Below are 24983 nucleotides of genomic sequence, written 5' to 3' on the forward strand. Positions count from 1 at the left end.
CGCGGCTCTCGGACTCGGGAGGCGACGAGGTGTCGTCTCACGCCGGTACGCTGGCCTCTCGTGACCCGGCACCTGCGTGACGTTCGACTGATCGCGCTGCTGGCGGTGATTGCCGTCTTCGCTCTGGTAGCGGTGTTCGCGCCCCATCCGAGTGTCGAACAGATTCGTGATTGGGGTGCGTCCGTCGGTCCGGCATTCCCGCTCGTGTTCTTCGGTGTGCACGCGATCGTGACCGTGGCGCCTGTCCCGAGAACGCTGTTCACGCTCAGTGCAGGAGTGTTGTTCGGGCCCCTGACCGGTCTGGCGGTCACCATCGGCGCGTCGACCGTCAGTGCGATGCTGGCGCTGCTGTTGGTCCGTGCCATCGGTCGCGACGCCGTGGCAGCGCGGATGTCGCACTCGGCTCTCGATTCGGTGGACGAGAGTCTGCGTCGACGAGGATGGCTGGCCGTCGGCTCCCTGCGCCTGATTGCGCCGGTGCCGTTCTCGTTGGTGAACTACGCGTGTGGGGTGTCGGCGGTTCGGCTCGTCCCGTTCGCCCTGGCGACGGCCGTCGGGATGCTGCCGGGCACGCTCGGAATCGTCGTGATCGGCGGAGCGATCGGAGGCGAGACACATCCGGCGCTGCTGGTGTTGTCTGCGGTCTGTATCGCGATCGGTCTGAGTGGGCTGGTGGTGGATTGGCGGCTCTCGCGAGGTTCGCGATCCGTGCCGGCGCCTGCGGGCGGTCGACAGGCCGGGAACCTTGATTCCGACGAATCAAGCCTTGAAGCTTGACTGGACCACATCAACGATCTAGCCTTGTCCGATGTTCGTGCTGACCGTGGACCAACGCCGCAGTAGACGCGATATCGATCGCGTGCCCGAACTGCTCGAACGCTATCGCGACCACGAACTGATCCGGCCCTTCGAGCGCACCGCAGGAGACGAAGTGCAAGCCGTCTGCGAGGACGCCGCTACCGTCGTCTCGATCGCTCTCGAACTGGTCGCCACCCCGCACTGGAGCGTCGGCATCGGCATCGGATCCGTCGAACTCCCGCTACCCGAGACGACACGCGCCGGACGCGGACCGGCATTCGAAGCAGCCAGAGACGCCGTGACCCGAGCCAAGAACGCCCCGGCTGCGCTCGCCGTCAGCGGTCCCGACGACGCTGCCGCCGAGGACGCGGAGACGGCATCGACCCTGGTTGCGCTGCTCGTGATCAGACGATCGGACCAGGGGCGAGAAGCGGTGGAACTCATGGCCCGCGGGTTCTCGCAAACCGAGGCGGCCGAACTGTTGAAGATCAGCAAACAAGCCATGTCGCAACGACTCTCGGTAGCCGGCTGGCACGTCGAGAACGCAGGTCGCACCCTGGCGACTCGACTGCTCGACACCGCGAACACGACGGGAAACCACAGGCCATGATCGTTGCCACCCTGGTGCTACTGGCACTGACCGCAATTGCCGCCATCGTCCCCACCGGCACCGGGATTCGCCGATGGCTGCCCACCGTCGCCGCGTCGAGTCTTCTCGTGGCAGCGGCAGTCCTGGCCAGGGTGGCCGGACCGGCCTACGGTCTCGGCCATGCCGTCGGAGTCGTCCTGAGCGTCGTCGCAGCAGCCCTGGGTGGAACGGCGGCGGTACCCACCGTGTTTCGCATCGCACGACGACGCAGCGACTCGACCGGAGACGATCCGGTCGAGCCGCTGCGTGGTGGACTGACCATAGGCGTCCTCGAACGCGTGGCCGTCGCCGTGTCGATTCTCGCCGGATGGCCGGAGGGCATCGCGATCGTGCTGGCAGTCAAGGGACTCGCGCGCTATCCAGAACTGCGCGAATCCCATGCCTCCGAACAGTTCATCATCGGCACCTTCGCCAGCGTCCTGTGGGCTCTGGCCGCTGCCGGGGTCGGCACGGCCCTGATCAGCTGATCGGGGCCGTCCCTCAACGCTGTTCCGGCTCCGCCTCCGGGGACGCCGCCAGGGCACCGACGTCGAACCCCTTCGACAGCTCGGGCGCGGACGCCAGCGACGTGTCGACCGGCTTGCGCGCCACCGCTTCTGCAGCCTTGACCGCCTCGGCGACCGCCGGATCGGTCTTGGTCTCGAACCATTCGGCAACCTCGTCCGAATCGTCCTCCGGCTTGGGCTCGTTGCCGGCCGACTCGTTGGGCTCGTACCGGAACACACCGTCTTCGCCGGGCGCACCGAGTGTCTTGGCGAACCCCTTGAGAGCGTCACCGAAATCGCTCGGGATCATCCAGACCTTGTTCGCATCGCCCTGAGCCATCTGCGGCAGCGTCTGCATGTACTGGTACGCGAGCAACTCGGGCGTCGGCTTGCCTGCCTTGATGGCGCCGAACACCTTCTCGATCGCCTTGGCCTGACCCTGAGCTTCGAGGTACTTCGCGGCGCGGTCACCCTGCGCCCGCAGGATGCGGGACTGGCGCTCGCCCTCGGCGGTGAGGATGGCTGCCTGCTTGCCGCCCTCGGCCGCGAGAATCCGGCTCTGCTTGTCTCCCTCGGCCGTCTTGATCGCCGATTCGCGATGGCCTTCGGCGGTGAGGATGGTCGCTCGCTTCTCGCGATCGGCCTTCATCTGCTTCTCCATCGACTCCTGGATCGAGGGCGGCGGGTCGATGCTCTTGAGCTCGACTCGGGCCACGCGCAGGCCCCAACGGCCGGTGGCCTCGTCCAGTACGACCCGCAGCTGCCCGTTGATCGAATCACGCGAGGTGAGAGTTTCCTCCAGCGTCATTCCACCGACGACGTTGCGCAGAGTGGTGGTGGTCAACTGCTCGACACCGACGATGTAGTTGTTGATCTCGTACACGGCCGATTGCGGGTTGGTGACCTGGAAGTAGACGACGGTGTCGATGGACACGGTCAGGTTGTCCTTGGTGATCACCGGCTGCGGCGGAAACGACACGACTCGCTCACGCAGGTCGACCTTGGCACGGATGCGGTCGACGAACGGCACGAGAAACGTGAGCTGACCGGACACGGTGCGCGTGTAGCGGCCGAGCCGCTCGATCACGGCGGCCTCGGCCTGCGGGACGATCGAGATGGACTTGGCCATCAACACCGCGACGAATGCGACGATGACAGCCAGTGCGATGAGTGCTTCCACGTGGCTACGGTCCCTTCCATACGACGGCGGTTGCGCCGTCTATTTCCATCACGGTCACGGTGGTACCCGGGGCATAGACCTCGGTCTCGTCGAGTGGACGAGCGGTCCACACCTCCCCACCGAGCTTGATCTGGCCTTCGTGGGCAGTGACCTGCTCGAGAACGATCGCACTCTTGCCGGTGAGCGCAGCCATCCCCATCGGGGTTTCGGGCGGAGTCGCGAAGCGACGCAACAGTATCGGTCTCAGACCGAGCACCAATGCCAGCGACAGGACGCCGAAGACGATCGCATCGGCCCACACCGGGAAGTCGGTCAGAGCCGATACGCCTGCGGTGCCGAGCGCGCCGCCGGCGATCATGAGAAGAAAGAAGTCGCCCGTCAGTGCCTCGGCACCGGCGAGAACCACTGCCGCTATGAGCCAAATGATCGCTGCCACAGCCTCCATCCAAGCACGAATCGGACAATTGCCGGTGCGTTGCTGGACACAGCCCTACTCGGTGACGAAGTCGACCAATTGCTCGACGGCTCCGATCAACGGTGCTTCGAGATCACGGAAGCTCGACACCGACGAATACACCCGACGCCACCCCTCCCGCGGACTGCCCCACCCCAACTCTCGACAGATTCCGGTTTTCCAATCCTCACCCCGCGGGATCTTCGGCCAAGCGTCGATGCCGACAGCAGCGGGCTTGACCGCCTCCCAGACGTCGATGAACGGATGACCGGTGACCAGAACGTGTTCGCCCAGCGACCTCGTCAACTTCGACTCCTTGGAACCGGTCACCAAGTGGTCCACCAGAACTCCCACACGGCGGCCCGGTCCGGGACCGAATTCCGCCAACCGCTCCCCCAGATTGTCCAGACCTTCCAGATGCTCGACGACCACGCCCTCCACCCGAAGATCGTGTCCCCACACACTTTCCACCAGGGCCGCGTCGTGCACGCCCTCGACCCAGATGCGACTGGCGCGGGCGGTGCGCGCGCGCAGGCCCTCGACCTTGGTCGAACCGGATGCGGAGCGCGTCGGTGCCGCCGCAGCCGCCGCAGGCTTGGGCCGAACCAGGGTGACCCGACGTCCGTCGATCAGGAACGCCCCCTCGCGCAGGGCGAACAGCCGCGTCGTGCGGGCACCGTCCTCGAGCCGGACGAAATCTCCGTCGTAGGTGCGCTCGAAGCCGACCACGGCACCGCAGTACCCGGTGCCTGCATCTTCGACGACCAATCCGCGCTCGGCCGACACCTCCGGTGCCGGAACCTTGCGCATGCGACTGTGCCCTCTGAGAATGTCTCCGCCGTACATGTCGTTCACGGCGACCAACGCTAGCGACACCGGCGTCCCGAGCACGGTTCGCCACGCCGACCTATGCTCGTGAGTCGTGTGTTCCTCAAGCGCAAGTCTCGCCCTGTGGGCCGGTTCCTGGCTGGCCGGTGCCAGCTCGCCCGACGACGTCATCGACGCCATGTACGAGTGGGCACCGATGCATCTGGTGGGTGCAGGCGATGCGGACGCGGCAGTGAATTTCGGGCTCGAGCATCCCGGCTACGCCGATGGAATCGCGGGCCTGCTGCACGCGATCAGGGCGGCTGCAACAGCGTCGACTCCCGAGGCCGGCGACGATCGAGTGAAACTCGTTCTGCCTGCCCCCGGCGCCGTGACTGGACTGCCCGCGAACACGGATTTCTCGCGTGCCGCCCTGAACGCGGGGCAGGCCGTGATCGTCGGGACCTCGGGCAACGCCGGCATCGGTGTGGTGCCCGTCGTGGAGGGACCGGATGTGTTGCGCTGGACCGTGTACTCGATCGTCGTCCCCGAGCACGGTCATCGAGATCAGGGGTTGGGTGAGGCCGAGTACGAAATGCGTGAGGCCGTGCGCGGCGCAGCGGACGCGCTCGCGCAGATGCAGTCGCTACCCACCCGCACCCTCGACACCGATCCGCGCACCCGTATCGCCGCACTGATCGCCGACGCGGCACGGCATCGCTACCCGGCAGAGATGTCCGACAGAGCGTTCCGCGTCCTCGAATCGGCAGATCGGGTCGCCGCCATTCTGACGGTCGCGGCGGGATCTGCTCCGTCGGAGGCACCGACCGCGTCGGCAGCCGCGGCACGTGAAGAACTCGTTCGACCGCTGTGGGCTGCGGTGCGCACCGCGCGCACCATTGCGGTCGCGACGAGCATCGAAGCGGCGATGCACTCCGCCTGACACCCCGTTGGACGCAGGTGCCGGGCGGACGCGTTCACGACGTGGCTGCGGGCCTGGAGGGCCGGGTGGGCTGCTCACAACAACCGACGGCGCAGCGACTGCCGTCCAGCGTCGAACCGTAGCCGGGCACACTGCCGAGGCCGCGGCACCGTCCACCGACTCGGTATTCGTCCACGAGCTCGCGAATCATCTGCGGAAAACGCGCATCGGATCCGGGAGTACCTGCACGGGCGAAGGCCATTCCCAGTTCACGGGCCTTCTCCTCCGCTTCGGTGTCCAGATCCCACACGACCTCGAGGTGGTCGGACACGAATCCGATCGGACACACGATGACGGCGTCGACGGACTTCTCCGACAGCGCTTCGAGGTGATCACAGATGTCGGGGTCGAGCCACGGCACCTGCGGAGGGCCGGAGCGGGATTGCCACACCAGGTCGTAATCGTCGACGCCCGACGCGGCTGCGACGAGCCTCGATGCCTCGGCCACCTGACGGCTGTAGAGGTGACCGCCGTCCTGGGGCGGGCCCGCATTGGCGTCGGCGGCCGAGGGGATGGAGTGTGCGGTGAACACCAGACGTGCACCGGCGCGGTGCTGCTCGGGCAGTGAGGCTCGCGCCGATGCGACGGCGTCGCCGAACGCGTCGACCATCAGCGGGTGGTCGTAGTACTGCCGGATCTTGAGCAGATGCGGTGCATCGTCACCGACGGCGGCGCGGGCCCGGGCGATGTCCTCGTGGTACTGCCTGCATCCGGAGTATCCGCCCCACGCGGAGGTCGGGAAAACGAGCGCGTTCCTGATTCCGTCCGACTTCATGGTCGCGACGGTGTCCTCGATCATCGGATGCCAGTTGCGGTTTCCGAAATAGATCGGCAGATCGACTCCGGCGGAATCGAATTCGCTGCGGAGCGCCTCGATGATGTCTCTGTTGAGTCGGTTGATCGGCGAGACTCCGCCGAAGTGCATGTAGTGCTCGACGACGGCGTCGAGCCGCTCGGGCGGCACTCCACGACCGCGAGTGACGTTCTCCAGGAACGGGCGTACGTCGGCGGGCTGTTCCGGCCCGCCGAACGAGAGCACCAACAATGCGTCGAAGTCTCCAGGGGTGGTCATGTTTTCCATTGTGCCCCCGTCGCCGACCGGCCCCTGCGGGGGTCCGATCGGCGAACCAAACCTCTCGGCGGGCGCACGTGCGGGTGCGCCCACCGCGGCATCACATGTTCTCGGGCAGGTACGTGTTGTGGCTGGCTCCGCCGTCGACGTACACGATGGATCCAGTGGTGCCGGGCAGCCAATCCGAGAGCAACGCGACAATGGACTTGGCGACGACGGTGGGGTCGTTGACATCCCAACCGATCGGGGCAGCACCGTCCCAGTAGACGTTGAGCTGGTTCATCTTTGCCGCGTCGTCCGTGGCCGTACCCGCGATGGCCTTGGCGGCGAGGGTCTTGATGGGGCCGGCAGCGACGAGGTTGGAGCGAATGCGCTTGGCGGCGCCCACTTCCCGGGCCACGTAGCGGTTGACCGATTCGAGAGCAGCCTTGGCCACGCCCATCCAGTTGTAGTACGGCATCGACGTACGAGGATCGAAGTCCATTCCGACGATGGAGCCACCCTCGTTCATGACCGGCAGAACTGCACGCGCAAGCGATGCGTAGCTCCACGCCGAGATCTCGAATGCCTTCGCGGCGTCGGGGCCGGGGCCGTCGAGGAACGGCTTGGCGTCGGGGCCCATCAGGGTGCGGGGCGCGAATGCGATCGAGTGCAGAACCCCGTCGATACCTTCGGGCGCGACCTCGCGAACGCGGTCGGCCAACGCCGCCAGGTGCTCCTCGTTGGTGGCGTCGAGCTCGATCGCCGGCGGCACCTCCTTGGGTAGACGCTGTGCGATGCGGTCGATGAGCCGGAGCCGATCGAACCCGGTGATGATCACCTTGGCACCCTGCTCCTGCGCCATGGCCGCGGCGTGGAACGCGATCGAGGCATCGGTGATGATGCCGGTGACGAGAATGGTCTTGCCTTCGAGCAATCCGCCCATAGTGCTGTGTTCCTTAGCTTTCGAAGATGAAATCGATGACGTCGAACTGAAAAATACTGTGCAAGAACGGCTCTCAGTGACCCATGCCCATGCCGCCGTCGACGGGGATGACGGCACCGGACACGTAGGAGGAGTCGGGGCCGGCCAGGAAGCTCACGACCGCCGCGACGTCCTCGGGCTGCCCCAGACGCTGAAGCGGGATGAATTCCTTGGCCTTGCCGCGTAATTCGTCGGAGAGTTCTGCGGTCATGTCGGTTTCGATGAATCCCGGGGACACCACGTTCGCGGTGATCGAGCGTGATCCGAGCTCACGAGTGATCGACCTCGCCATGCCGATGACACCGGCTTTCGAGGCGGCATAGTTGATCTGCCCCGGTCCGCCGGCCATGGCCACGACCGAACTCAGGAAGATCATCCGGCCCCAACGCGCGCGCAGCATGGCACGGTTGGCGCGCTTGGCGACCCGAAAGGCCCCGGTCAGGTTCGCGTCGATCACGCGCTGGAACTGCTCCTCGGTCATGCGCATCAGCAACGTGTCGTCGGTGATTCCGGCGTTGGCCACGAGCACCTCGACCGGACCCTGCTTCTCCTCGACCTCCTTGAAGGCCGCGTCCACCGAGGCGGAGTCGGTGACGTCGCAGACGACTCCCAACAGCCCGTCGGGGGCGCCGGAGCCGCGGTGGGTGACGGCCACCTTGTGTCCGTCGGCTAGGAGCCGCTGGGCAATGGCGAGACCGATACCTCGGTTACCTCCGGTGACGAGTACCGATCGCGCGATGAAGTCAGGTGTGGACATGCCTAGCAACCTATCTGTTCGTCCTGGAATGACAAAGCGAAACTTACTGGTGAGTAAGAACAAAGATCACGGCAGACGTTGCCGCATCACCAACGCCGAACCGAGGCCGACCGATATGCAGAGAACACCGAGTATCAGCCACGGACGCGACGCGTCGCCGCGGGTGATCTCGAACCCGATCTGTTCTTCGAGGGTGTCGTAGACGTCTCGGAGACCCTCGAGCGACGACGCGGAGAAGAAGCTGCCGCCGGACAGGTTCGCGATCTCTCGCAACGACGGATCGTCGACCGGTACGGGGACGCGTTCGACGCCGTTCTCGTCCTCGATCTCGACCGAGCCGTAGCTGGTGCCGAACGAGATCGTGGAAATGGGCACGTTCTTGTCCTTGGCGGCACGCGCCGCGGTGTACCCGCCGCGTGGGTCGTCGAGGTTCTGCGGGACGGTCTGCTTACCGTCCGAGAGCAGCACGATGCGCGCAGGCGGTGCCGCGTCGCCGCCGCCGAGGATGGCACCGAGAGTGTCGATGGACTGGAGCGAGGTGAAGATCGCCTCGCCTGTGGCCGTTCGCTCGCTGAGCTGCAACTTGTCGATGGCGGACTTGGTGGCCTCGCGGTTGGCCGTTGGCGAGACCAGAACCGAGGCCGTACCGGCGAACGCGACCAGTCCGAGATTGATGCCGGGTGTCAGACCGTCGGCGAAGGATTTCGCTGCTTCCTGCGCGGCGGCCAACCGAGTCGGCTCGACGTCCGTGGCCTCCATGGACAGTGACACGTCGATCACCAGCATGACCGTTGCCCGGTTCCGGGGCACGCGTTGATCGGCGGTGGGGCCGGCCAACGCGACGGTGAGGAACATCAGGCCGACCAGAACGAGAGCCGTCGGCAGGTGCCGCAGCCGATTGGGCCGATCGGGTGCGACGGACTCGAGCAGTTCCATGTTGGAGAACCGCAGTACGTGCTTCTGCTTGCGCCGCTGGACCCAGACGTATCCGACCGTCAGTGCGACGACGACGACGAGAAAGCCCAGCCACCACGGCGAGGCGAAATCGGTCAGGCTCATCGCGGCGCCCGCGCGGTGTTGGTGAACCCGGCCCCGATGGTGTGCCTGCGTGCGGTCACGAACCGTACGACGTCGGCGATCCAGTCACCGTCGGTACGGAGCGTCAATCGAGGTGCGCCGCACCGCCGCAGCGCCTTCTCCACGTCGTCGCGGTGTGCCGCGGCTGCGCGCGCAAAATCTGCCCGCAACCGCGGTGTCGTACTGAATTCGCGAGTACGACCGGATTCCGGATCGTGGAGAACGACGTCACCGACGTCGGGCAGTTCGAGATCACGTGGGTCGAGTACCTCGACGGCCAAGACGTCGTGACGCGCGGAGATGGCACGGAGCGAGCGCTCCCAGTCGATCGGCCCGAGAAAGTCGCTGATCACCACTGCCATCCCACGGCGTCGTTCGGGGCGTCGCAACGCTTCGATGGCCGCGCGCAGGTCGCCGCGCACACCGTCGGCTGCAGCAGGAGTGGTGGCAATGGCGCGAAGCATCGACTGCGTGTGCACGCGGCCGCCCCGTGCCGGAATGCGGTTGGTGTCCGAACCTGTTGCCACCACCGCGCCGATTCGATTTCCGCCACCGCCGGACAGATGCGTGATGGCAGCCGAGGCCGCGACCGCGAGGTCGCGCTTCTCGCACCCTGTGGTGCCGAAGTCCAGGCTGGCCGACAGATCGACCACGAGCCAGGTCTCCAGCTCGCGGTCGGCGACGGACTGCCGCACGTGCGGATGCGTCGTACGCGCGGTGACCGACCAGTCCATCTGGCGAACGTCGTCACCCGGCTGGTACTCCCTGGCATCGCCCGGCTCGGACCCCGGACCGGGTATCAATCCGAGATGGTCACCGTGCAACACCCCGTCCAGCCGTCGACGCACGGTCAGTTCCAGGGTCCGCAGCGCTGCGGCCAGCTTCGGATCACGCAGCTCACCCGAGCGGAACGACGGTGGCCGGGAAACGACGGCTCGGCCCGCGGAGGCGGTGTCGGGTCCGCTCACTGCCCCGGCGTACCGATCGATGATCCGTCACCGGACGGCTTCTGCAGAGACGGTGCGGGCTGGCCGTACTGCCCGGCTTGCGGATGGCTCTGGGGCCCTGGCTGCTGGGGACCCGGCTGCTGGGGCGCAGGCGGTTGGCCCTGGCCGGGAAACTGACCGGGTGCCGGGTACTGCCCCTGCGGCGGGTAGGGCCCCTGCGGCTGACGTCCGTCGAAGTGCTGCCCGGCCGGACCCCCTCCGTTGCTCTGCGGCACCGGTACCGCCTGCGGCGACACCTGCGGTAGACCGACGGTCTGCAGCACCCGGGAGATGACCGTCTCGGGGGTCACCTCGTCGGCCAGAGCGTCGTAGGAGAGCACGAGACGGTGCCGGAGCACGTCGGGAATGACTTCGAGAACGTCCTGAGGAACGACGTAGTCGCGACCACGGAGCAGAGCCAGTGCGCGGGAGGCCGCGATGATGCCGAGTGTCGCACGTGGCGATGCACCGTAGGCGATCCAGCTCGCCACGTCGTCCATCCCGAACTGCTCGGGCGTTCGGGTAGCGGCGATGACCCGCACCACGTAGTCGACGAGCGCGTGGTGCACGAACACCGAGCTGGCCAGATTCTGCAGCCGAACCAACTCGGCCGGGTCGAGGATCTGCTTGGGCTCGGGGGCCTTGATGCCCATGCGGTAGACGATCTCGCGTTCCTCTTCGACCGTCGGGTAGTCGACGACGATCTTGAACAGGAACCTGTCTCGCTGAGCTTCGGGAAGGGGGTACACACCCTCGTTCTCGATGGGGTTCTGCGTGGCCATCACCAGGAACGGGTCGGGCATCGGGAACGTCTTGCCGCCGATGGTCACGTGCCGCTCCGCCATGACCTCGAGCAGTGCGGACTGAACCTTGGCCGGTGCACGGTTGATCTCGTCGGCCAGCACGAAGTTGGCCACGACGGGTCCCAGTTCGGTGTCGAACTCCTCACGGCCCTGACGGTAGATCCGGGTGCCGACGAGGTCGGTGGGCACCAGGTCGGGAGTGAACTGAACTCGTGAGAACGAACCACCCACCACCCGTGCGAAGGTCTCGACGGCGAGGGTCTTGGCGACACCGGGGACGCCCTCGAGCAACACGTGTCCGCGTGCGAGCAACCCCACCAGAATGCGCTCCACCAGTCGGTCCTGACCGACGATCACGCGCTTGACCTCGTACACGGCCTTCTCGAGAAGTTGGACGTCCTCGGCCAGGGCCGGACTGTCCACCCGCTTCGGCTCCGCACTCGGTGGATTCGGAGTCGCAGACTCGACTCGCGTCGACCCCTCGTCGTTCGAAATCCGGCCGTCACGTGATGTCACCAAGAATTCACCGCTTTCAGTCGATCGTCGTCGGGCTCGTTTCGTACCGCCGCAATCAACTATTCCAGGTGATCGGTGTGTGCGCCGAAAGGCACCCCCGACGGGAAGCCGGAGTGGAGCCTGCGGAACGACTCGAGAAGCCGGAGTGGAGCCTGCGGAACGACTCGAGTAGCCGGAGTGGAGCCTGCGGATCGCGGTCAGGACACCATGCGCACGGCGTACGGCGTCATTCCGCTGTAGCGAACGTCGGACACCTTCACCACCGAACCCGATTGCGGGGCTTCGAGCATCTTGCCGTCGCCGAGGTAGAGCGCGACGTGTTGGCTCGCGTTGGGTCCGTAGAAGATCATGTCGCCGCGCTTCATCTCCGAGGACGGCACCTGCTTGCCGGCGGTGTATTGGTAGCCGGTGTAGTGCGGTAGCGAGATACCCAGTCCTGCGAAGGCGTAGATCATCAGCCCCGAGCAATCGAAGCCGACCTTGTTGTAGTCGCCGTAGCTGTCGGCGACTCCGCCGTCCCTGATGCCCTTGGTCGGTCCGTTCTCGTCGCCGCCGCCCCATGAGTACGGCACACCGAGCTGGCTCATTCCGCGGTCGATCGCCAACTCGACAGCTGCGCTGCCGGTGACGGACGGGGTCGTGGAGGTCTTCGGTTTGGTGGGCGTCTTGGGCTTGGTGGGGGTGGTGGGCGTGGTCGTGGTCGAGCTGTCCGAGTCGGTCGACGCGCTCGAATCGTCGTCCACGTCCACGTGCGAACGCTGGCCCTCGGCGATGGCGGCCGCGCGTTGCTGCGCCGCCAGGTTGGCCGACACTCGGGCAGCTGCCTGCACAGCAGCTTCCTTCGCTGCGGCCGTGGCGGCGGCAATGGCCGCGTCCTCGGCCGCCTTCTGCGCCTCCCAGTCGCCGTATGCGGCTCGCTGGTCTTGCAGACCGGCGACGTTGCTGCGGGCGGCATCGAGTTCGGTCTGCGCCGAGTCGCGCTCCGATTCGATCGTGGCCTTCCGGTCGGCCTCTGCCTGCAGCGCGGCCTGCGCATCGGCGATCGCCTGCTCGGCCTCCGCCTTCTTCGCCTCTGCTTCCGAGGCAGCGGCGTCGGCTTGCTGCTTGGACTCACGCGCTGCCGAGTCGCGGTTCGCCTGCTCGGTACGGGCTCGCTGTAGGCCGTCGAGTACTGCGTTCTGACTGTTGGAGAGAATCTTCAGGACCTGGGCGCGGTCCAGGACGTCGTCCGGTCCGCTGGATCCCAGGAACGACGCCATCGAGGCGACGCCCGAGCCCTGGGTGTAGCTCGATTTGGCGAACTCGTCGAACTTGGCCTGGGCCGCCTGGATCTGGGTGCCTGCGTCGGCGAGAGCCTGCTGTGCGGCACCGACGACCGCGGCGGCCACGTCGGCCGCGTCGCGCGCATTCTGCAGATCGACCAGGGCCTTGTTGACGCCTTCGCGCTTCGACGCGACCTCGTCGTCGAGTTGGGCGAGCTGCTGGTTGGCCGAGGCGATCGCGTCGATCAGTTGGCCGACTCGGCCGAGGCTCGAATCGACGGCGCTGCCCGCGGCGGCGATGTCGGTGTCCGAGGGGTTGGGCGGTGGCGGTGGTACCGCGGCGGCAACCCCGGGAAGGGTCGCCGTCAACGCGAGAACGAGGCCTGCGCCTACCAGCACGAATCGGGTACGGACGAGTGCACGGCGGTGAGTTCCGCGGACTTGACGTCGGCTCACAAATGTCTCCCTCGGGTCCGGCATTCACTCGGGTTCGCGTCGAACCGTCGTGCCGTCGGGAAGCTCTCCGTCCTCCACCCCGATCGCAGGTGACGGTGAGCGCTCTCGCCGGGCAGGAAAGAAACACGCAGCGATACGACAGGTGCGAACCACGTCAGTCACACCCGAAGCAGTGGCCTCCCGAGTTCCCCACGGATGACAACCGCCTTCTGCGACACTCCTTCCCCAGCAGTGCCAATGGCACCGTACGACACTTCGCACCCTAAAGAAACTCCAGTCACAAATGACACATTGGTAATTTCACCAGGCACAACGCCGTGAACTCGGGGTTTACCGAAAACAATTTTTCCGACTTTTTCGGACGACCCGACGGTCACCATCGGGACGGGGTCGAACGGGGCGAGCGTCGGTCGGTCGAACGACACTCCGACGCGCGTGTTCAGTCGGCGACGGACTCGCTGTGCGCGCGGTCGTTCGACTCCGAACGCGAGCGATATCTGCGGACCTTCACGACAGCGGTCAGAGCCGCGACCGCGGCGACCACGACGACCAGGCCGCCCGTGAGCAGACCCCACGGCGTCTGATCCTCGACGAGGGTGTCGACGAAGTTGTCGGCCGCCACGACGTGGTTCCCGGTGTACGTACGGTCCTGGCCTGCTTCGAGGGTCACCCGGCTGATCGAGTCGCTGAACGTACCCACCTGCCCTGGGCTGAGCACGAGAACAGTCCCGCCCTCGCGTGCTCCGACAGCGGTTGCGAGGTCTCGAAGTTGCGAGTCGTGGCGAGGTTCGGTCGGCACGATGACGATGCTCAGATCGATGCCGTGGTCCTCGGCGCGCGCGACGGCCGCGGACAAACCGGCTTCCTCGTCGGCGGGGGCACTGACGCCGGACTCGCGGACCGTGGCGACGATGCTGTCGACGTCCAGACCTGCCGGTATATCGGTGGCAAGTGGGGAAACGGCGTGAATCGGCTCAGGCATCTCTCGTCCAGTCGGTAGGAACCAGTCGGCTCGAACCCTACGTCACCGCCACGTGCGAACCTGGTTGCCCCGCAGGTCCGGCTTCACTACTGAGGTCGCCCTTCATTGCGCAGCCGGGAGCACTGCGTGAGGATCGTCGTGTGGTTCGGTGCCTCCAGACCCACCGAGGACCCGACCGCAGGTTTTCACAGGACAAGCGTACTGTTAGACTTCCATCGAGACACCGACCGTGCGTCCGCCCCGAACTCTCGCTACCGAGATTCGAGGCCGAGGCCCGCAGTCGGCGCCTCGCTTCAACCGTCGACACAGCCCCGTCGGCGGTGTGCCTCATAGACGAGTGGAGCTGAAGTGACCGCAAGTAAAGATTCATTCGGTGCAAAGGGCACCCTCGAAGTCGGAGAGAACTCGTACGAGATCTTCCGACTGTCGGCCTTGCCCGGTGCCGAGAAGTTGCCCTACGCACTGAAGGTCCTCGCGGAGAACCTCCTTCGCACCGAGGACGGTGCAAACATCACCGCCGACCACATTCGTTCGATCGCCTCGTGGGATCCGTCCGCGGAACCGAGCTTCGAGATCCAGTTCACCCCTGCACGCGTCATCATGCAGGACTTCACCGGCGTTCCCTGCATCGTCGACCTCGCCACGATGCGTGAAGCCGTCACCACCCTGGGCGGCGACCCGAACAAGGTCAACCCCCTCTCCCCCGCCGACATGGTCATCGACCACTCGGTCATCCTCGACGTCTTCGGCCGCGCCGATGCTCTCGAGCGCAACGTCGACCTCGAGTACGAGCGCAACGGTGAGCGCTACCAGTTCCTGCGTTGGGGACAGGGCGCGTTCGACGACTTCAAGGTCGTCCCTCCGGGCATGGGCATCGTGCACCAGGTCAACATCGAATACCTCGCACCGACGATCATGACCCGCAAGGGCCAGGCCTACCCCGACACCTGCGTCGGCACCGACTCGCACACCACGATGGTCAACGGCCTCGGTGTGTTGGGCTGGGGCGTCGGCGGTATCGAAGCCGAGGCGGCCATGCTCGGCCAGCCCGTCTCGATGCTGATCCCCCGCGTCGTCGGTTTCAAGCTCTCCGGTGAGATCCAGCCCGGCGTCACCGCGACCGACGTGGTCCTGACCGCGACCGAGATGCTGCGTAAGCACGGCGTCGTCGGCAAGTTCGTCGAGTTCTACGGCGAGGGCGTGGCCGAGGTTCCGCTCGCGAACCGCGCCACCCTGGGCAACATGAGCCCCGAGTTCGGTTCCACCGCAGCGATCTTCCCGATCGACGAGGAAACCATCAACTACCTGCGCCTCACCGGCCGCAGCGACGAGCAGCTCGCGCTCGTCGAGGCGTACGCCAAGGAACAGGGCATGTGGCACGACCCGAAGAACGAGGCCGTGTACTCCGAGTACATCGAACTCGACCTCAACACGGTCGTTCCGTCCATCGCAGGACCGAAGCGCCCGCAGGACCGAATCCTGTTGTCCGAGTCCAAGGTTGCCTTCCGCAAGGACATCCACAACTACGTCGAGGAGAACCACCCGGCGCACGAGGGTGACAGCAAGCTCGACGAGGCACTCGACGAGTCGTTCCCGGCCAGTGATTCCGCTTCGCTGAGCTTCGCCGAAGAGGACTCCGTCGACGTACGTTCTGCCGCATACGGTTCCGAGGGCCGCCCGAGCAAGCCGATTCGGGTCACCACCGACGAGGCCGGCGAATTCGTCCTCGACCACGGTGCCGTCGTCGTCGCAGGCATCACCTCGTGCACCAACACCTCGAACCCGTCGGTCATGCTCGGCGCAGCACTGCTCGCCCGCAATGCCGTCGAGAAGGGGTTGTCCACCAAGCCGTGGGTCAAGACCAACATGGCACCCGGTTCGCAGGTCGTCACCGACTACTACGAGAAGGCCGGCCTGTGGCCGTACCTCGAGAAGCTCGGCTACTACCTCGGTGGTTACGGCTGCACCACGTGCATCGGTAACACCGGTCCGCTGCTCGAGCCGATCTCGAAGGCGATCAACGACAACGACCTCTCGGTCACCGCAGTCCTGTCGGGCAACCGCAACTTCGAAGGCCGCATCTCCCCCGACGTGAAGATGAACTACCTGGCTTCGCCGCCGCTGGTCATCGCCTACGGCCTGGCGGGCACGATGGACTTCGACTTCGAGACCGACGCTCTCGGCGAGGATCACGAGGGCAATCCGGTGTTCCTCAAGGACATCTGGCCGTCCTCGCAGGAGATCGAGGAGACCATCCAGTCCTCGATCAGCCGGGACATGTTCAGCAAGTCCTACGAGACCATCTTCGCCGGCGACAGCCGCTGGCAGAACCTGTCGACCCCCGAGGGCGACACGTTCGAGTGGGATCCCAAGTCGACGTACGTGCGCAAGCCTCCGTACTTCGACGGCATGACGATGGACCCGGCTCCCGTCGAGGACATCAAGGGTGCACGCGTGCTGGCGCTGCTCGGCGATTCGGTCACCACCGACCACATCAGCCCGGCCGGTCCCATCAAGGCGGGTACACCTGCCGCGCAGTACCTGGATTCGCACGGCGTCGAGCGCAAGGACTACAACTCGCTCGGTTCGCGCCGCGGAAACCACGAGGTCATGATTCGCGGAACGTTCGCGAACATCCGCCTGAAGAACCAGCTCCTCGACGACGTCTCGGGTGGCTACACCCGCGACTTCACGCAGGACGGCGGACCGCAGTCCTTCATCTACGACGCGTCGCAGAACTACCAGAAGGCCGGCATCCCGCTGGTCGTGCTGGGCGGCAAGGAGTACGGCAGCGGCTCCTCACGTGACTGGGCCGCCAAGGGCACCTCGCTCCTGGGCGTCAAGGCCGTCATCACCGAGTCGTTCGAGCGCATCCACCGCTCCAACCTCATCGGCATGGGCGTCGTTCCCCTGCAGTTCCCGGCCGGTGAGAGCGCGTCGTCGCTCAAACTGGACGGCACCGAGACCTTCGACATCGTCGGAGTCGCGAAGCTGAACGAGGGCACCACCCCGAAGACGATGACCGTCATCGCCACCAAGGAAGACGGCTCGAAGGTCGAATTCGAGGCAGTGGTTCGCATCGACACCCCGGGTGAAGCGGACTACTACCGCAACGGCGGCATCCTGCAGTACGTGCTGCGCAACATGATCAGAGGCTGAGTGCGCGTCGTCTGACGTACGCCTCGAACGGCGATGGGCCCGGAACCGACAACGTGTTTCCGGGCCCATCGCCGTCTCGGTCGAGGCCCTCATCGAAAGTAGGAAACCCACACGTGCCCAAGGTCAGCGAAGACCACCTGGCCGCCCGTCGAAGCGAGATTCTCGACGGCGCGCGTAAGTGCTTCGGCGAGTTCGGTTACGAGGGCGCGACAGTACGGCGTCTCGAAGAAGCCACCGGCCTGTCGCGCGGAGCCATATTCCACCACTTCAAGGACAAGGACGGGCTCTTCCTCGCGCTGGCTCAGGAAGATGCCCGACGCATGGCCGAGGTCGCGGCCACCCAGGGTCTGGTGCAGGTGATGCGAGACATGCTGGCGCAACCCGAACAATTCGAATGGCTCGGCACGCGGCTCGAGATCACCCGACGATTGCGCACGGACGCGGACTTCCGGTCCAGCTGGGCCGAGAGGTCGGCCGAGCTGACCGACGCCACACTCGGACGACTCGAGCGTCAGAAGACCGCAGGACGACTGCGCGACGACGTACCCAACGACGTCCTCGCCGACTACCTCGATCTCGTGCTCGACGGCCTGGTGGCTCGCATTGCGTCCGGCCACGGCGGCTCGAACCTCGCCGCGATCCTGGACCTGGTCGAGGAGTCGGTCCGCAGGCAGGACTGAGCACCGTTACGCGAGCTGGATCAGTTCCAGGTATTCCTGCGACCAGTGGTCCTCGGTGCCGTCGGGAAGCAGAATCACTCGTTCGGGTGACAGCGCTTCGGCGGCACCGGGATCGTGGGTCACCAATACGACCGCGCCCTTGTAGCTGCGGAGCGCGTCGAGCACCTGCTCACGGGAGATCGGGTCGAGGTTGTTGGTCGGTTCGTCGAGCAGGAGAACGTTCGCCGCGGAGGACACCAACCCGGCGAGAGCCAAACGGGTCTTCTCGCCACCGGACAGTGTTCCTGCCGGCTGGTCGAGCTGGGGCCCGGTGAACATGAAGGCTCCGAGCAGCGACCGCAGTTCCTGTTCGCCGGTGTCGGGTGCCGCGTGCCGGATGTTCTCCCAGACCGACGCGTGGTCGTCGAGAGTGTCGTGTTCCTGCGCGAAGTATCCGACGCGCATGCCGTGGCCGGGTTCGATCTCACCGGTATCCGCCTTCTCGGTTCCGGCGAGGATCCGCAGCAGCGTCGTCTTGCCTGCACCGTTGAGCCCGAGCACTACGACACGGCTGCCCCGGTCGATGGCGAGGTCGACGCCGGCGAAGATCTCCAGCGATCCGTACATCTTGGTCAGGTTCTTCGCCATCAGCGGCGTCTTGCCGCACGGTGCCGGCTCGGGGAAACGAATGTGCGCCACCTTGTCGGACACCCGTTCGGCATCGAGGTTGGCGAGCAGCTTGTCGGCGCGCTTCGCCATGTTCTGTGCTGCAACGGCTTTCGTCGCCTTGGCCCCCATCTTGGCGGCCTGCACGCGCAGTGCCCCGGCTTTCTTCTCCGCGTTGGCGCGCTCACGACGGCGACGCTGCTCGTCCGTGGCGCGGGCGTCGAGGTACTTCTTCCAGTTCATGTTGTAGATGTCGGCTTCGCCGCGGACGGCGTCGAGGAACCACACCCTGTTCACCACGTCTCCGAGCAGTTCGACGTCGTGGCTGATCACGATGAGTCCGCCCTCGTGGTTCTGGAGGAATCCGCGCAGCCAGGTGATGGAATCGGCGTCGAGGTGGTTGGTCGGCTCGTCGAGCAGCAAGGTGGTGTTCGATCGTCCACCACTGCCGTCGGACGCGGCGAACAGAATGCGAGCCAGCTCGACGCGTCGACGCTGTCCACCGGACAGGGTCCGTAGCGGTTGGCCGAGGATGCGGTCGGCCAGGCCGAGGCTGTTGCAGATGCGGGCCGCTTCGCTCTCGGCTTCGTAACCGCCGAGGGAGGCGAAACGCTCTTCGAGTTCGCCGTATTTACGGACGGCTTTGTCGAGCAGCGCCTCGTCGGCGACCTCGGCCATCAGCGCTTGCTGCTTCTCCATCTTGTGCAGGAGGGTGTCCAGCCCACGGGCCGAGAGCACGCGATCCTTGGCCAGCACGTCGAGGTCGCCTTCTTTGGGATCCTGCGGCAGGTAACCGAGTTCGCCGGTGCGCACGACCTCGCCCGCGTAGGGCTCGCCTTCGCCCGCCAGGATGCGCAACGTGGTGGTCTTTCCTGCACCATTGCGACCGACCAACCCGATGCGGTCGCCCGCCTGTACCCGGAGCGCGGGCCCCTCGGTGGACAGAAGGGTCCGCACACCGGCACGAACTTCCAGGTCGGTGGCGGTGATCACGCGTGAGCTCCTAGCGATTGCCGAACAAGATCGTCGCCCGTCGACCGACGGGCGAACCATGCCGCCGAACAGCACAGCAAACCCCCATTTTAGCTCAGCATTCACGTGCCCTCACCCAGGAACGACGGTGACACCGGTAACGTCTGATCGATGACCGACGCCTCCGAAACAGTCAGCTCTTCCAGCGCGCCGACCCCCGATCTCGCCGGGCGCACCGCACTCGTCACCGGCGGCAGCCGAGGCATCGGCAGGGCCATCGCCGCGGAACTGCTCGCCCGCGGCGCGAACGTCGCCATCACCGCTCGCAAGCGCGAACCTCTCGTTGCGGCGGCAGCGGAACTCGGCGATTCCGTGCTCGCGATCGACGGTAATGCGGGCGACCCGGAGCACCGACGCAACGCGGTCGCGAGCACCGTGGAGACCTTCGGTTCACTGGACATCCTGGTCAACAACACCGGCATCAACCCCGTCTACGGCTCACTCATCGACGCCGACCTGGCGGGCGTGAGCAAGATCTTCGACACGAACGTCGTGGGTACCCTCGGATTCGTCCAGCAGGCGTTCCATGCCTGGATGGGCGAGCACGGCGGCGCGATCGTCAACGTCGCCAGCGTGGCCGGCATCCGCTCCACCGGCGTGATCGCCGCGTACGGCGCATCCAAAGCGGCTCTGATCCGCCTCACCGAGGAGCTCGCCTGGCAGCTCGGTCCGAAGATTCGCGTCAATGCGGTGGCTCCGGGCGTGGTGAAGACGAAATTCGCCGAGGCTCTCGTCGCCAACGGCGAAGACGCGGCAGCGGCCGGCTATCCGATGAAGCGTCTCGGCAATCCTGAGGACGTAGCGGCCCTGGTGGCCTTCCTGGTGTCGGACGCGTCCTCCTGGATCACGGGCGAGACCGTGCGCGTGGACGGTGGTTTGCTCGCCACCGGCGGAATGTGAACGATTTCTCGGCCGACGTCGCGGTGGTCGGACTCGGTCCCGCGGGGCGGGCCGTCGCCCATCGGTGCGCCGAGGCCGGACTCGATGTGCTTGCACTCGATCCACACCCGTCGCGCACCTGGACACCGACGTATTCCGCCTGGGCCGACGAGTTGCCGTCGTGGTTGCCTCCGACCGCCGTCGCCTCGACTGCGCAGAAGCCGGCGGTATGGACCGACCGTCATCGGATCATCGACCGGACGTACTGCGTGCTGGACACACCTGGCCTGCAAGCGACCCTGTCCCTCGACCGCGTCCGAGTGCTGGCGGGGACAGCCGTCGACGTCACCGGTTCCCGGGTGACGACCGCCGACGGCACCATCGTCGACGCTCGTCACGTCGTAGACGCCCGCGGCACGCTCGATTCGCGGGACCTCGCACAACAGACGGCGTACGGCATCGTCGTCGACCGGGACCGCGCCGAGCCGATCCTCGAAGGATCCGACGCCTGGTTCATGGACTGGCGCACCGACAACGGAGCTCGGCCCGGTGAGGCCCCGAGTTTTCTCTACGCCGTGGCGCTCGACGAGGATCGGATCCTGCTCGAGGAGACGTGTCTGGTCGGCCGGCCACCGCTGGACCTCGCACTGCTTCGATCGCGGCTGCACCACCGGCTCACCCGTCGGAACCTGGAACCGACCGGCGACGAGGACGTCGAGCGAGTGCGGTTCTCGGTCGAACCGCCGCCTCGGTCGCGGCTGCACACCGGGCGAGGCGGACCGGTGCTCTTCGGTTCCCGCTCCAATCTGATGCATCCCGCCACGGGGTACAGCGTTGCGGCGTCGCTGGCGACGGCGGATCACCTCGTCGAGAGATTCCGAGACGGTGGACGTTCGCGCCCGATGCGCCCGGTGCACGTCTGGACGGTTCAGAAGCTTCGCAACCTCGGGCTGCGCACGGCACTGGCTCTCGAACCCGAGATGGTCCCCCAGTTCTTCTCCAGCTTCTTCTCGCTCCCGGTCGAACTGCAGCGCTCGTACCTGTCCGGGTACGACGACGCCCTCGGAACGATGACCGCGATGCTGAAGATGTTTCCGACGCTCCCGGGATCGGCCAGGCTCGCGATCGCGCGCACGATAGTGCGCACTCCGGGCCGCGGCTGAGTTTCCCGCCAACGGTCGACACGCGGGCGCCCGGTCGGCGATCATGGACAGATGCGCAGCATTTGGAAGGGCTCGATCGCCTTCGGACTGGTCAATGTTCCGGTGAAGGTCTACTCGGCCACCGAGCAGCACGACATTCGGTTTCATCAAGTGCACGCGAAGGACGGCGGGCGCATCAAGTACGACCGCATCTGTCAGGAATGCGGCAAGTCGGTGCAGTTCGCCGATATCGACAAGGCGTACGACTCCCCCGACGGGGAACGCGTCATTCTCACCGACGACGACTTCGACAAGCTGCCTGCGGCGGAGAAGCACGAAATTCCGGTTCTCGAATTCGTGCCGACCGAGCAGATCGATCCGATCCTCTACGACAAGAGTTACTTCCTCGAGCCGGACTCCGCGTCACCCAAGGCCTACGTGCTGCTTCGGGAGACGCTGGAGGAAACCGAACGCACCGCGCTTGTGCATTTCACTCTGCGACAGAAGACCCGCCTGGCCGCACTACGCGTGCGCGACGACGTACTTGTGATCCAGACACTGCTGTGGCCGGACGAAGTCAGGGCCGCAGAGTTTCCTTCGCTCGAAGACGCGCCGTCCGCGCGCCCGCAGGAAGTGAAGATGGCGACGTCCCTGGTCGAAAGCATGTCCTCGGAATTCGATCCCACCGAGTACACCGACGACTACCAGATCGAACTGCGCAAGCTGATCGACGAGACGCTCGCCAACGGCGGTGAGAAGGTCATCCACACCGAGACGGAGAAGGACGACGACGGAGAGGATGCCGAGGTCGTCGATCTCGTGGCGGCTTTGCAACGCAGCGTCGAGGCGGCAGGCAAGAACACGAAGTCGGGGTCCTCCACATCCGCTTCGGCGAAGAAGACACCCGCGAAGAAAGCCCCGGCGAAGAAGGCGGCCGCCAAGAAGACGGCAGCGAAGAAGTCGACCCCCGCCAAGACCGCCGACTCCAAAGCCGACGAAGCCAAGGGTGCGTGAGGGGGCCGACTCGGCCGTACGTCAGACGGTGAAGCCGAGGGCCCTGAGCTGCTCGCGACCGTCGTCGGTGATCTTGTCCGGACCCCACGGCGGCATCCAGACCCAGTTGATCTTGAGGTCGGCGGCCAGACCGCTGCGCACGAGCGCGCCGCGAGCCTGATCCTCGATGACATCGGTCAACGGGCATGCCGCCGACGTCAGCGTCATGTCGACCGTGACGATGTCGTCGGCGTCGATCTTGATGTCGTACACCAGTCCCAGGTCGACGACGTTGATCCCGAGTTCGGGGTCGACGACGTCGCGCATCGCTTCTTCGAGGTCCTCGAGCACCTTGATCTCGTCGGCGGTCAGAGCCACCGGAGTGGTCTCCGATGTCTCCGCCGCTGACTGGGTCGTATCTGTTGTATCCGTCATGATCACTGTCCTCCGGAAAATGCCGACTGGGCGGTCTCGCCCGTCGTGACTGTCGAATCTGCGTCCACTACCTGAACAACCGCGTCCTTGAAAGCCATCCATCCCAGCAGGGCGCACTTGACACGGGCCGGGTATTTGGCCACACCGACGAACGCGATTCCGTCACCGATGACGTCCTCGTCGCCTTCGACGGTACCTCTGCTGCCGACCATGTCGCTGAACGCGTCGACCGTCTTCAACGCATCGGCGACGCTCAGGCCGACAACCTGGTCGGTGAGCACCGATGTCGCCGCCTGGCTGATCGAGCAGCCCTGGCCGTCGTACGAGACGTCGGCGACGGTGCCGTTCTCGATCTGCACGCGCAGTGTCACCTCGTCGCCGCAGGTGGGGTTGACGTGGTGTACCTCGGCACCGAAGGGCTCGCGCAGTCCACGGCCGTGCGGGTGCTTGTAGTGATCGAGGATCACTTCCTGGTACATCTGTTCCATGCGCATCTACCGCTGACCTCCCCCGCCGTTGTCGGTGGTGCCGAAGAACGACTGTGCGCGGCGAATCGCCTGTGCCAGAACCTGCACTTCCTCGACCGTGTTGTAGAGCGCGAACGAGGCGCGCGCTGTCGCAGCCACACCGAACCTACGATGCAGGGGCCACGCGCAGTGATGTCCGACGCGGATGGCGACCCCCTCGTCGTCCAGGATCTGTCCGAGGTCGTGGGCATGAATGCCGTCGACCACGAACGACACCGCCGAACCGCGGTCGACGTTCTCCGTCGGTCCGATCACGCGAACACCGTCGATCTTCGCGAACTCGGCGAGAGTTGCTGCGACCAAGGCCTTTTCGTGCGCGGCGATGACATCGATGCCGATGTTCTCCAGGTAGTGCACAGCTGCGCCGAGTCCGACGACCTGCGAGGTCATCGGAACGCCGGCCTCGAACCGTTGCGGCGGCGCGGCGAACGTCGTCTTCTCCATGGTGACGGTCTCGATCATCGAACCGCCGGTGATGAACGGAGGCATCGCTTCGAGGAGTGCAGCCTTGGCGTACAACACGCCGACCCCCGATGGACCGAGCATCTTGTGACCGGAGAACGCGGCGTAGTCGACGTCGAGCGCGTGGAAATCGACCTTCATGTGCGGCACCGACTGGCATGCGTCGAGGACGACGAGTGCGCCCACCGCCCTGGCCCGACGCACCAATTCCTCGACCGGAGCGACCGCGCCGGTCACGTTGGACTGATGCGTGAACGCGAGAACCTTTACGGCAGAGGACAATTCGAGCGAGTCGAGGTCGATTCGGCCGTCGTCGGTGACGCCGTACCAGCGCAGCGTGGCACCGGTTCGAGCTGCCAGTTCCTGCCACGGAACGAGGTTGGCGTGGTGTTCGAGTTCGGTGACGACGATCTCGTCGCCGGGACCGAGGTGGCGATCGAATCGCTGATCGGCAAGCACGTACGTCACGAGGTTGAGCGACTCGGTCGCGTTCTTGGTGAACACGATCTCGTCGACGTCGGCACCGACGAACGACGCGATGACGGCGCGCGCACCCTCGTAGGCATCGGTGGCCTCTTCGGCCAACTGATGCGCCCCGCGGTGTACGGCGGCGTTGCACGTGGTCAGAAATTCACGCTCGGCGTCGAGTACCTGCACGGGCCGCTGAGAGGTGGCACCGGAGTCCAGATACACCAACGGCTTACCGTCTCGCACGGTACGCGAGAGGATGGGGAAGTCGCGGCGAACCGTGGCGACATCGAACGATGCCGCCACCGCCGCAGCTGCGGGTGCAGCCATA

General features: G+C 65.9%; 24 protein-coding genes. 9 read left to right on the forward strand and 15 right to left on the reverse strand.

What is annotated here, in order from left to right:
- The first annotated feature begins 60 nt into the window (after positions 1 to 60).
- Genes CH249_RS21950 through CH249_RS21960 form a run of 3 tightly spaced genes read left to right on the forward strand, consistent with a single transcriptional unit; the run spans position 61 to position 1914 of the window.
- The gene (locus CH249_RS21950) at positions 61 to 777 is read left to right on the forward strand and encodes a TVP38/TMEM64 family protein (RefSeq protein ID WP_045195246.1); all 717 of its coding nucleotides are present in this window, start codon (positions 61 to 63) and stop codon (positions 775 to 777) included.
- Positions 778 to 808: 31 nt separating this feature from the next.
- Positions 809 to 1408: a hypothetical protein gene (locus CH249_RS21955; protein WP_094682790.1), complete on the forward strand. Its 600-nt coding sequence runs from the start codon at positions 809 to 811 to the stop codon at positions 1406 to 1408.
- On the forward strand, positions 1405 to 1914 hold the full coding sequence (locus CH249_RS21960) for a hypothetical protein (RefSeq protein WP_094682791.1): 510 nt from the start codon (positions 1405 to 1407) through the stop codon (positions 1912 to 1914). The genes CH249_RS21955 and CH249_RS21960 overlap by 4 nt, the downstream gene beginning before the upstream one ends.
- A 13-nt stretch (positions 1915 to 1927) precedes the next feature.
- Here CH249_RS21960 and CH249_RS21965 read toward each other — a convergent pair whose 3' ends face one another.
- Genes CH249_RS21965 through CH249_RS21975 form a run of 3 tightly spaced genes read right to left on the reverse strand, consistent with a single transcriptional unit; the run spans position 1928 to position 4412 of the window.
- Positions 1928 to 3112 carry an SPFH domain-containing protein gene (locus CH249_RS21965; protein WP_032398040.1) on the reverse strand — a complete coding sequence of 395 codons (1185 nt, stop codon included), beginning with the start codon at positions 3110 to 3112 and terminating at the stop codon, positions 1928 to 1930.
- Positions 3113 to 3116: 4 nt separating this feature from the next.
- Positions 3117 to 3548, reverse strand: a complete 432-nt coding sequence (locus CH249_RS21970) for an NfeD family protein (protein WP_032398457.1) — start codon at positions 3546 to 3548, stop codon at positions 3117 to 3119.
- Positions 3549 to 3602: 54 nt separating this feature from the next.
- Positions 3603 to 4412 (reverse strand): DUF3097 domain-containing protein, encoded by an 810-nt coding sequence (locus CH249_RS21975; protein WP_094682923.1) that lies wholly within the window; start codon positions 4410 to 4412, stop codon positions 3603 to 3605.
- A 76-nt stretch (positions 4413 to 4488) separates the two neighbouring features.
- On the opposite strand from CH249_RS21975, the gene CH249_RS21980 reads away from it, so the two are divergent.
- Positions 4489 to 5316, forward strand: a complete 828-nt coding sequence (locus tag CH249_RS21980) for a hypothetical protein (RefSeq protein ID WP_179273200.1) — start codon at positions 4489 to 4491, stop codon at positions 5314 to 5316.
- Between the two features lie 34 nt (positions 5317 to 5350).
- On the opposite strand, the gene CH249_RS21985 is transcribed toward CH249_RS21980, so the two are convergent.
- The 8 genes from CH249_RS21985 to CH249_RS22020 form a co-directional block, all read right to left on the reverse strand.
- Positions 5351 to 6427, reverse strand: a complete 1077-nt coding sequence (locus CH249_RS21985; RefSeq protein ID WP_094648011.1) for a ferrochelatase — start codon at positions 6425 to 6427, stop codon at positions 5351 to 5353.
- Positions 6428 to 6527: 100 nt separating this feature from the next.
- A complete protein-coding gene (inhA, locus tag CH249_RS21990; RefSeq protein ID WP_032398037.1) occupies positions 6528 to 7352 on the reverse strand; it encodes an NADH-dependent enoyl-ACP reductase InhA in 825 nt (274 codons plus the stop codon).
- A 73-nt stretch (positions 7353 to 7425) separates the two neighbouring features.
- Positions 7426 to 8148 carry a 3-oxoacyl-ACP reductase FabG1 gene (gene fabG1, locus CH249_RS21995; RefSeq protein WP_094630006.1) on the reverse strand — a complete coding sequence of 241 codons (723 nt, stop codon included), beginning with the start codon at positions 8146 to 8148 and terminating at the stop codon, positions 7426 to 7428.
- Positions 8149 to 8214: 66 nt separating this feature from the next.
- Positions 8215 to 9207 carry a VWA domain-containing protein gene (locus tag CH249_RS22000; protein WP_094647933.1) on the reverse strand — a complete coding sequence of 331 codons (993 nt, stop codon included), beginning with the start codon at positions 9205 to 9207 and terminating at the stop codon, positions 8215 to 8217.
- Positions 9204 to 10193 (reverse strand): DUF58 domain-containing protein, encoded by a 990-nt coding sequence (locus tag CH249_RS22005; RefSeq protein ID WP_032398034.1) that lies wholly within the window; start codon positions 10191 to 10193, stop codon positions 9204 to 9206. The genes CH249_RS22000 and CH249_RS22005 overlap by 4 nt, the downstream gene beginning before the upstream one ends.
- On the reverse strand, positions 10190 to 11437 hold the full coding sequence (locus CH249_RS22010) for a MoxR family ATPase (RefSeq protein WP_094657285.1): 1248 nt from the start codon (positions 11435 to 11437) through the stop codon (positions 10190 to 10192). The genes CH249_RS22005 and CH249_RS22010 overlap by 4 nt, the downstream gene beginning before the upstream one ends.
- Positions 11438 to 11727: 290 nt before the next feature.
- Positions 11728 to 13248: an NlpC/P60 family protein gene (locus CH249_RS22015; protein WP_094699027.1), complete on the reverse strand. Its 1521-nt coding sequence runs from the start codon at positions 13246 to 13248 to the stop codon at positions 11728 to 11730.
- 439 nt (positions 13249 to 13687) lie between these two features.
- Positions 13688 to 14230 carry a DUF6676 family protein gene (locus tag CH249_RS22020; protein WP_032398033.1) on the reverse strand — a complete coding sequence of 181 codons (543 nt, stop codon included), beginning with the start codon at positions 14228 to 14230 and terminating at the stop codon, positions 13688 to 13690.
- A gap of 348 nt (positions 14231 to 14578) precedes the next feature.
- Between CH249_RS22020 and CH249_RS22025 the strand changes: the two genes are divergently transcribed.
- The gene (locus tag CH249_RS22025) at positions 14579 to 17389 is read left to right on the forward strand and encodes an aconitate hydratase (RefSeq protein WP_032398032.1); all 2811 of its coding nucleotides are present in this window, start codon (positions 14579 to 14581) and stop codon (positions 17387 to 17389) included.
- Between the two features lie 113 nt (positions 17390 to 17502).
- On the forward strand, positions 17503 to 18069 hold the full coding sequence (locus CH249_RS22030; protein WP_032398031.1) for a TetR/AcrR family transcriptional regulator: 567 nt from the start codon (positions 17503 to 17505) through the stop codon (positions 18067 to 18069).
- A 6-nt stretch (positions 18070 to 18075) separates the two neighbouring features.
- On the opposite strand, the gene CH249_RS22035 is transcribed toward CH249_RS22030, so the two are convergent.
- A complete protein-coding gene (locus CH249_RS22035; RefSeq protein WP_032398030.1) occupies positions 18076 to 19707 on the reverse strand; it encodes an ABC-F family ATP-binding cassette domain-containing protein in 1632 nt (543 codons plus the stop codon).
- Positions 19708 to 19857: 150 nt separating this feature from the next.
- On the opposite strand from CH249_RS22035, the gene CH249_RS22040 reads away from it, so the two are divergent.
- The 3 genes from CH249_RS22040 to CH249_RS22050 are packed head-to-tail and all read left to right on the forward strand — an operon-like array spanning position 19858 to position 22781.
- Positions 19858 to 20646 (forward strand): SDR family oxidoreductase, encoded by a 789-nt coding sequence (locus tag CH249_RS22040; protein WP_094682793.1) that lies wholly within the window; start codon positions 19858 to 19860, stop codon positions 20644 to 20646.
- The gene (locus CH249_RS22045; RefSeq protein WP_094682794.1) at positions 20643 to 21788 is read left to right on the forward strand and encodes a lycopene cyclase family protein; all 1146 of its coding nucleotides are present in this window, start codon (positions 20643 to 20645) and stop codon (positions 21786 to 21788) included. Before CH249_RS22040 ends, CH249_RS22045 begins: the two co-directional genes overlap by 4 nt.
- Positions 21789 to 21839: 51 nt before the next feature.
- Entirely contained in the window at positions 21840 to 22781 is a 942-nt protein-coding gene (locus tag CH249_RS22050) for a Ku protein (RefSeq protein ID WP_094630011.1), read from the forward strand.
- Positions 22782 to 22802: 21 nt separating this feature from the next.
- On the opposite strand, the gene CH249_RS22055 is transcribed toward CH249_RS22050, so the two are convergent.
- The 3 genes from CH249_RS22055 to CH249_RS22065 are packed head-to-tail and all read right to left on the reverse strand — an operon-like array spanning position 22803 to position 24982.
- Positions 22803 to 23195, reverse strand: a complete 393-nt coding sequence (locus CH249_RS22055; RefSeq protein ID WP_094682924.1) for a metal-sulfur cluster assembly factor — start codon at positions 23193 to 23195, stop codon at positions 22803 to 22805.
- Between the two features lie 2 nt (positions 23196 to 23197).
- Positions 23198 to 23689 (reverse strand): Fe-S cluster assembly sulfur transfer protein SufU, encoded by a 492-nt coding sequence (gene sufU / locus CH249_RS22060; RefSeq protein ID WP_094630012.1) that lies wholly within the window; start codon positions 23687 to 23689, stop codon positions 23198 to 23200.
- Positions 23690 to 24982, reverse strand: coding sequence for a cysteine desulfurase (locus tag CH249_RS22065; protein ID WP_094682795.1), 1293 nt, complete (start codon positions 24980 to 24982; stop codon positions 23690 to 23692).
- Position 24983: the final 1 nt, after the last annotated feature.

The sequence above is a fragment of the Rhodococcus sp. 05-2255-3B1 genome (genome assembly GCF_002258545.1).
Taxonomy (GTDB): Bacteria; Actinomycetota; Actinomycetes; order Mycobacteriales; family Mycobacteriaceae; genus Rhodococcoides.